Genomic DNA, 7,353 nt, shown 5'->3' on the forward strand with positions numbered 1-7,353 from the left:
CTCGTCGCCCGGCGCATGGCTCGGCGCGAGCACGTCGCGCATGCGGCGAACGTCGTCGAGCGCGGCGGGAGCGCGACCCGCGGCGAGATGCACGACCGCGCGCCACCACAGGCTGCGTCCGAGGTCCGCATCGAAGTCGGCGCGCTGCGCGACCGCGATCGCCTCGTCGAGGTTCGCGCGGGCGTCCTCGTAGCGCTCCTGCTTGATGAGCAGCACGGCGAGGTTGCAGAGCGCGCTCGCGAGTTCCGGGTTCTTGCCGCCGGCCTCGTTGCCGCGGTCGAGTGCCACCGCGCGTTGCATCGCGGCCACGGCTTCGTCGAGCCGGCCGGCTCCGCTCAGCGTACGCGCGAGGGTGTTGAGCGACTCGGCCACGGTCGGATCGTCGCGTCCGTACAGCTTCTCGGCGACGTCGACCGCTTCGCGCTGCATCGCGACGGCCTCGTCGTGCCGGCCGAGCGCGCCGAGCGAACTGGACAGGGTGCCGAGCGTATCGACGAGCAGCACGCGCTCGGTGTCGTCGTCGTGGCGCAGCTCGGCGAGCCACGGCGCGAGCACGCGTTCGGCCTCCGCGGGCCGGTCGAGGCGATTGAGCGCGAACGCGAGGTGCGAGGCGAGCTCGACCCGCAGGTAGCGTTCCTCGCGACGGTCGCCGAGCAGGGCGAGCCCGCGTCGCATCGATGCGACGATGTCGTCGTAGCGATTCTCGAGCTGCAGACCGTAGACGCGCAGGGCGAGCGAGTACGCGACGAGACGCGCTTGCGCCGGGTCGTCGACGTCGAGCAGTCCCTCGGCGCGATCGAGCAGCGGCGGGCAATCGTCGGTGTGGTTGCCGAGATCGCGCAGGCGGCACTGCTGGATGAGCGCCGCCGCGAGCTGTGGCGCGTCGCCGCGCGCCTCGGCCGCGGCACGCACCTCGTTGATCAGCGGCGCGGCCGCTTCGAGCTGCTCGAGGCCGAGGTAAGCGGACGCCATCGTCAGCAGCAGTTCGCCTCGCGCGGCGTCCTCGCCGGGCAGCGTCGAGCGCATCGTTCGCGTGCCTGCATCGAGCAGGTCGCGAGCGCTGAGCTGGTCGCCCTTGCGGCGCGCGGGATCGGCGTTGTCGAACAGCGATCGCATGAACGCGAGCGCCGCGCGCGCGCTGTCGCGCTGGACGTTCGCCGCATGCGCCTGCCACAGCGCGGCGCCCAGGCCCGCGCAGAGGGCCAGAACCGCGAAGCCCGCGAGCGTCGCGGCGAGCGCGTGCCGGCGCAGGAATCGCGTGCCGCGGTAGCGCCAGCTGCCGCGAAGCGCGAGTACGGGCTGCCGCTCGAGATGGCGCCGCACGTCGTCGGCGAATGCCTGTACGCCCGGGTAGCGCTGGCTCGGCTCCTTTCGCAACGCCTTGAGCACGATCGCATCGAGGTCGCCGCGCAGCTCGCGGCGCAGGCGCGCGGGCGCGAGGTCGCGGCGCGCCGAGATCGACGCGGCTTCGGCGTCGTCACGCGCGACGACGAGGCTCGGCCGCGTCGGTTCCTGGTCGAGCACCGCGCGCTCGTAGGCCGCGGGCGTCGAATGCTCCGTTTCGAACGGACGCCGCCCGCACAGGAGTTCGTACAGCAGCAGGCCGAGCGCATGGATGTCGACCGCCGTCGTGAGCAGCTCGCCGCGAACCTGTTCGGGCGCGGCGTACTCGGGCGTGAACACGCGCGTCGCGCTGACACCGCCGTCCGCCGCGTCGAGCAGCTTGGCGATGCCGAAGTCGAGCAGCTTCACGACGCCGTCGCGCCCGACGAGGATGTTCGACGGTTTGAGGTCGCGGTGCACGACGAGGCGCTGGTGCGCGTGGGCGACTGCGTCGCAGACGGTGAGGAACAGGCGCAGGCGCGCGGCGAGGTCGAGCCGATGGCTGTCGCACCACGCACGCAGGTCCTCGCCGTCGATGTATTCGAGCGCGAGCCACGGCTTGCCGTCCGCGGTCACGCCGCCGTCGACGAGATGGGCGATGTTCGGATGCTGCAGGCCGGCGAGGATCTGCCGCTCGGCGCGGAATCGGGCGAGCACCTCGTCGACGTCCCAGCCGCTGCGGATGAGCTTGACCGCGACGCGCTGCCGGAACGCGCCGTCGGTGCGTTCGGCGAGCCAGACCGCGCCCATGCCGCCGCGGCCGATCTCGCGAACGAGGCGGAACGGCCCGACCGCGCGCCCTTCGAGCGCAGCCGATGCCTCGTCCGGGCCCGCGGCGACGAGGCGGCCGGCGATGTCCGCGACCGCGGCAGGCAGGCACGCGTCGAAGTCGGTGCCGGACCCGCTGGCCTGGTCCGCGCGCAGCATCGCGAGCACCTCGGCACGCACCTCCGCATCGTCTGCGCAGGCAGCGGCGACGCGTGCCGGCCACTCGGCCGCAGGCGTGTCCACGAGCGCATCGAACAGTTCGCGTGCTCGGCGCCAACGTTGCGCGTCCATCGTTTCCCTCCGCAACCCCTCGACGATTCTAGCGTGCCGCGGTCGGGCGGCCGGATCGCGGCGCCCGTAGCGCCCTGCTGACGGGCGGCGCGGTCCGCACTACCATCGACCCAGGAGGGCGCCATGAGCAGCGACAACCCGGAACTCACCCGCGTCATCGCCGCCGGCGCCACCGACTCCGCGGCGCGCGAGGAAGCGCTGCGGCTCGTCTACGACGACCTGCTGCGCATCGCGCGTGCCGAACTCGGCCGCCACCGGCGTGGCGAGACGCTCAATACGCGCGTGCTCGTCAACGAGGCCTACCTCAAGCTGTTCGAAGGCCATGCCGGCGCATTCGAGAACCGCGTGCACTTCTTCGCGACCGCCGCGCGCGCGATGCGCCAGGTCGTGATCGACTACGCGCGTGCGCGCCTCGCAGAGCGCCGCGGAGGCGGCGCCGAGCATGTGCCGCTCGACGTTCTCGAAGGCGCGCCGCTGCCGGTGGACGAGCAGGCGGCGCAGCTCGTCGGCATGGATCGCGCGATGGAGAAGCTCGCGCTGCTCGACCCGCGCCTCGTGCAGGTGGTCGAGATGCGCTTCTTCGCAGGGCTCGAGGTGAAGCAGATCGCCGAACTCCTCGGCGTGTCCGAACCGACGATCAAGCGCGACACGCGCGCGGCGAAGGCGTTCCTGCAGAAGGAACTCGAGGCGGCCTGAGCGGATCACGGTTTCTCGAATCCGCTCTGGACGATGCGGTCGAGCGCGAACGCGGCGACGCCGTAGTCGTAGTCGCTCGTGTCGGCCGTGTACAGGCCTGCGCCGGCGACCAGGATGCGACCGTGCTGCAGCGCCATCGCGGTGCCGACATCGTCGTGTCCGGCGAGGCCGAAATCGTGCGTGGCGAAGCCGTCCGGGGCGGCGAACTCGAGCGTGTCGAGTTCCGTCGAGGGCTCGAGCCGCGCGACGAACAGGTCGGTCGGCCCGCCCTGCGACGCCGCGTAGCTGCCGGCGACGAGCCAGCGGCCGTCGACCTGGCGCAGCAGCGAGGAGAACCACACGCCGTATCCGAGCACGAAGTCGCTGCCGGCGTCGAGCGCGTGCGGGCAGGTCGCGCCGTTGCCGTCCGGCAGCAGGCAGTCGACGTGGCCGCGCATGGTCGTTTGCAGGTGATTGCCGATCGCGACGTAGCGCTGCCATTGCGGGTCCCAGGCGACGTCGGTGTAGTCGGAGTTCGAACTCGGCGAGCGCGCGTAACCGTGGCCGTCGAAGGCGGCGTCGACGACGCCGTCGGCACTGATGTGGACGATCACGCCGAAGTGCAACGCATTGGCGTCGTAAGCCGAGCCCGCGGTCACGAACGAACCATCGGGGTTGAGCCGGATGCGCGTCGCATCGAACGACACGAACGGGGCGCCCGTGTAGGTCGTCCTGCCGCCGGTGCCGAAACCGGCGTCGGGCGAGCCGTCCGGCAGCAGGCGCGTGACGGCGAGCGTCGTGCCCGTGTCCGTCGACGCGTAGCCCGCGAGCACGATCCTGCCGTCCGGCTGCACGACGATGGAATGGGCGACGTCGGTATCGAAACCGCCGAGGTTGAAATCGGGCTGGCGGCACGCGACCTGGCCGCCCTCGAAATTCGCGAGCTCGCCGCTCGAGTCGAACCGGCAGACGAGGAAGCTCGTGTCGGTGCCGCTCACGAGGCGCGATCCCGCGACGAGCAGGTAGCCCTGCGCGTCGAGTGCGGCACTCGTGACCGTGATCGACGCCTGGACCGGTGGCGAAACGACGCGCCCGTTGCCCTCGTTGCCGTAGGCGGCGTCGATGGCGCCGTTCGCGAGCAGGCGCACGATGCCGATCTTCCTCCCGGTGGCGGTGTCGACGTCGCCGACGAGGTAGCTGCGTCCGGCCGCATCGACGACGATCGCGCGCGCATGGTCCCTGTCGTTCGCGCCGCGGTCGAACGCGACCACGGTCTGTCCACTGCTGCCGAACGAGGTATCGGGAAGACCGTCGACCGCCTGCGCACGCGCGCCGGTGGCCATGGCGATGGAAAAGGGTAGGACGAACAGCGGCAACGTACGCATGGCGTGCTCCGAGGATCGGGGCGGCGCGATCGCCGCTCGCATCCACGTACGCAATCCCGATGGGGCAGGGATCATCCGCGGCTACAATCGCGGGATGACCGGGTTGACCCTTCTGCATGCCGACGACGACGTGCTCGCGATCGACAAGCCCGCCGGGCTCGCGGTCCATCGCAGCCGCCTCGTGGGCTCCGACGACGACTACGTCATGGACCGCCTGCGCCTGCAGGTGGAGGGACCGCTGCATGCGGTGCATCGGCTCGATCGCGCGACGAGCGGCGTGCTGCTCGTCGCGCGCAACCCGGTGGCCGCGGCGGACCTCGGCCGTCAGCTCATGGCACGCTCGGTCGAGAAGACCTACCTCGCGGTCGTGCGCGGCTGGCCCGCGCAGGTGGGCGAGATCGATTACCCGTTGTCGGGTTCGAGTCTCGCCGGCGAAACCAAGCCCGCGCTCACGCGCTGGCGCCGGCTCGCGACGGTCGAGGTTCCGATCGCGCACGGGCGCTACCCGCAGCAGCGCTACTCGCTGCTCGAAGTCTCGCCCGAGACCGGCCGATACCGGCAGATCCGCCGGCATTTCCATCATGTCTCGCACCACCTGCTCGGCGACACGAGCCACGGCCGCGGCGACCACAACCGCCTGATCCGCCAGCACTACGGCGTACATCGCCTGCTGCTGCATGCGTGGCGGCTCGAAGTGCGCCACCCGTCGACGGCCGAGCCGCTACGGCTCGAGGCGCCGCTCGACGCGGCGTGGCAACGGCTGCTCGGCGCATTCGGCTGGCTCGACGCACTGCCGGCGCGCCGCGAAGCCGTGCACGAGGCGTAGGCGGGACGCGCGATCCGCGAGCCGTCCCGGGCGCCCGCGACGCCGTCGCGTCGGTGCGACGGACGGCTGGCGACGGCGGCCATGCTCCTGTAAAATAGGGCATGCGCATACTCACCGACGCCCTCACGTTCGACGACGTCCTGCTCGTACCGGCCCATTCGGCCGTCCTCCCGCGCGACGTCGACCTCTCCACCCGCCTGACCCGCTCGATCCGCCTCAACCTGCCGATCATCTCGGCGGCGATGGACACCGTGACCGAGGCGCGCCTCGCGATCACGATGGCCCAGTGCGGCGGCATGGGCATCATCCACAAGAACATGTCGATCGAACGCCAGGTCGCCGAAGTGCGCCAGGTCAAGAAGTTCGAGGCCGGCGTGATCCGCGATCCGATCACGGTCGACCCGCTCACCTCGATCCGCGACGTGATGCAGCTGACCCGGCGCCACAACATCTCGGGCGTGCCCGTGGTCGAGGGCGAGCAACTCGTCGGCATCGTCACCAACCGCGACCTGCGCTTCGAGAAGAAGCCCGACGATCCGGTCAAGAACATCATGACGCGCAAGGACCGCCTCATCACGGTCAAGGAAGGCGCGGACGAGGACGAGGTGCTCGCGCTGCTGCACAAGTACCGCATCGAGAAGGTGCTCGTCGTCGACGATGCGTTCCGGCTGCGTGGCCTCATCACGGTCAAGGACATCCAGAAGGCGCGCGACAATCCGAACGCGTGCAAGGATGCGCACGAGCGCCTGCGCGTCGGCGCCGCGGTCGGCGTCGCGGGCGACACCGAGTCGCGCATCGCCGCACTCGTCGATGCCGGCGTCGACGCGATCATCGTCGACACCGCGCACGGACATTCGCAGGGCGTGATCGAGCGCGTGCGCTGGGTGCGCCGGAGCTTCCCCGACGTGTCGCTCGTCGCGGGCAACATCGTCACCGCCGACGCCGCGAAGGCGCTCGTCGATGCGGGCGTCGACGCGGTCAAGGTCGGCGTCGGTCCGGGCTCGATCTGCACCACGCGCATCGTCGCGGGCGTCGGCGTGCCGCAGATCTCCGCGGTCGGCATGGTCGCCGAGGCGCTGAAGGACAGCGACGTCGGCCTCATCGCCGACGGCGGCATCCGCTACTCGGGCGACATCGCCAAGGCGATCGCGGCTGGCGCGGATTGCGTGATGATCGGCGGCATGTTCGCCGGCACCGAGGAGGCACCGGGCGAGGTCGAGCTGTACCAGGGCCGTTCGTACAAGAGCTATCGCGGCATGGGTTCGCTCGGCGCGATGGAGAAGGGCTCGAAGGACCGCTACTTCCAGGAGGAGGCGGACGCCGACAAGCTCGTGCCCGAAGGCATCGAGGGGCGCGTGCCGTACCGCGGACCGCTGCGCAACATCGTGCACCAGCTGTCGGGTGGACTGCGCGCGTCGATGGGCTATGTCGGCTGCGCGACGATCGAGGACATGCGCACACGCCCGCAGTTCGTGCGCATCACCAGTGCCGGCGTGCGCGAATCGCACGTGCACGACGTGACGATCACGAAGGAAGCCCCCAACTACCGCCTGGATTGAACGTGCGCACCACGCCGATGCTCCTCGCCGCGCTGTTCGCCATCCCGTGCCGCGCGGCAAGCGACGAACCACCGACGCAACTGCGCATCCAACTCGACGGCCGGGAGTACGTGACGAGCGCCGGCGCGCCGATCGAAGTCGACGTCGGCGGCACGAAGGCGAGGCTGCGCGTCGACGAGATGCCGTGGCGGCATTTCGCGCAAGGCGCGCTGCAATTCGACTATCCGCGACATTTCCCGTGGGAGAGCGATCCGTCGCCGCCACGCAGCTGGACGCTCGACGGCAACGACGCCGTGATCATGGTGTTCGAGCAGCCGGCTACTCACGCGCGCGACCCGGAGGACGTCGCGGCGGGTTTCGAGAAGACGCTCGGCGCCAAGGCGCCCGCCGGGCACGCCAAGGCGGTGCTGCGCACGGAACGCGTCGGCACGCTCACCGGCGTCGCCTCGACCGTGAAACTGGCGAC

At 70.9% G+C, this 7,353-nt stretch carries 6 protein-coding genes; 4 read left to right on the top strand and 2 right to left on the bottom strand.

What is annotated here, in order from left to right:
• Window positions 1-2,442 (bottom strand): serine/threonine-protein kinase (locus VI238_RS17265; RefSeq protein ID WP_331653608.1); only part of this gene is annotated, 2,442 nt, incomplete at its 3' end.
• Between the two features lie 123 nt (window positions 2,443-2,565).
• On the opposite strand from VI238_RS17265, the gene VI238_RS17270 reads away from it, so the two are divergent.
• Window positions 2,566-3,138: an ECF-type sigma factor gene (locus tag VI238_RS17270; protein WP_331653610.1), complete on the top strand. Its 573-nt coding sequence runs from the start codon at window positions 2,566-2,568 to the stop codon at window positions 3,136-3,138.
• Between the two features lie 5 nt (window positions 3,139-3,143).
• Here VI238_RS17270 and VI238_RS17275 read toward each other — a convergent pair whose 3' ends face one another.
• Window positions 3,144-4,502: a hypothetical protein gene (locus VI238_RS17275; protein WP_331653612.1), complete on the bottom strand. Its 1,359-nt coding sequence runs from the start codon at window positions 4,500-4,502 to the stop codon at window positions 3,144-3,146.
• 94 nt (window positions 4,503-4,596) lie between these two features.
• Between VI238_RS17275 and VI238_RS17280 the strand changes: the two genes are divergently transcribed.
• The 3 genes from VI238_RS17280 to VI238_RS17290 all read left to right on the top strand — a co-directional run.
• The gene (locus VI238_RS17280; RefSeq protein WP_331653614.1) at window positions 4,597-5,328 is read left to right on the top strand and encodes a pseudouridine synthase; all 732 of its coding nucleotides are present in this window, start codon (window positions 4,597-4,599) and stop codon (window positions 5,326-5,328) included.
• 101 nt (window positions 5,329-5,429) lie between these two features.
• The gene (gene guaB, locus VI238_RS17285) at window positions 5,430-6,887 is read left to right on the top strand and encodes an IMP dehydrogenase (RefSeq protein WP_331653616.1); all 1,458 of its coding nucleotides are present in this window, start codon (window positions 5,430-5,432) and stop codon (window positions 6,885-6,887) included.
• Between the two features lie 2 nt (window positions 6,888-6,889).
• Window positions 6,890-7,353 (top strand): hypothetical protein (locus tag VI238_RS17290; RefSeq protein WP_331653618.1); only part of this gene is annotated, 464 nt, incomplete at its 3' end.

It is taken from the genome of Dokdonella sp., from assembly GCF_036518555.1.
Classification (GTDB): domain Bacteria; phylum Pseudomonadota; class Gammaproteobacteria; order Xanthomonadales; family Rhodanobacteraceae; genus Dokdonella_A.

Coding starts and splice junctions, on each gene's coding strand:
- VI238_RS17270 (WP_331653610.1), top strand. CDS start 2,566: ATGAGCAGCGACAACCCGGAACTCACCCGCGTCATCGCCGCCGGCGCC.
- VI238_RS17275 (WP_331653612.1), bottom strand. CDS start 4,502: ATGCGTACGTTGCCGCTGTTCGTCCTACCCTTTTCCATCGCCATGGCC.
- VI238_RS17280 (WP_331653614.1), top strand. CDS start 4,597: ATGACCGGGTTGACCCTTCTGCATGCCGACGACGACGTGCTCGCGATC.
- guaB (WP_331653616.1), top strand. CDS start 5,430: ATGCGCATACTCACCGACGCCCTCACGTTCGACGACGTCCTGCTCGTA.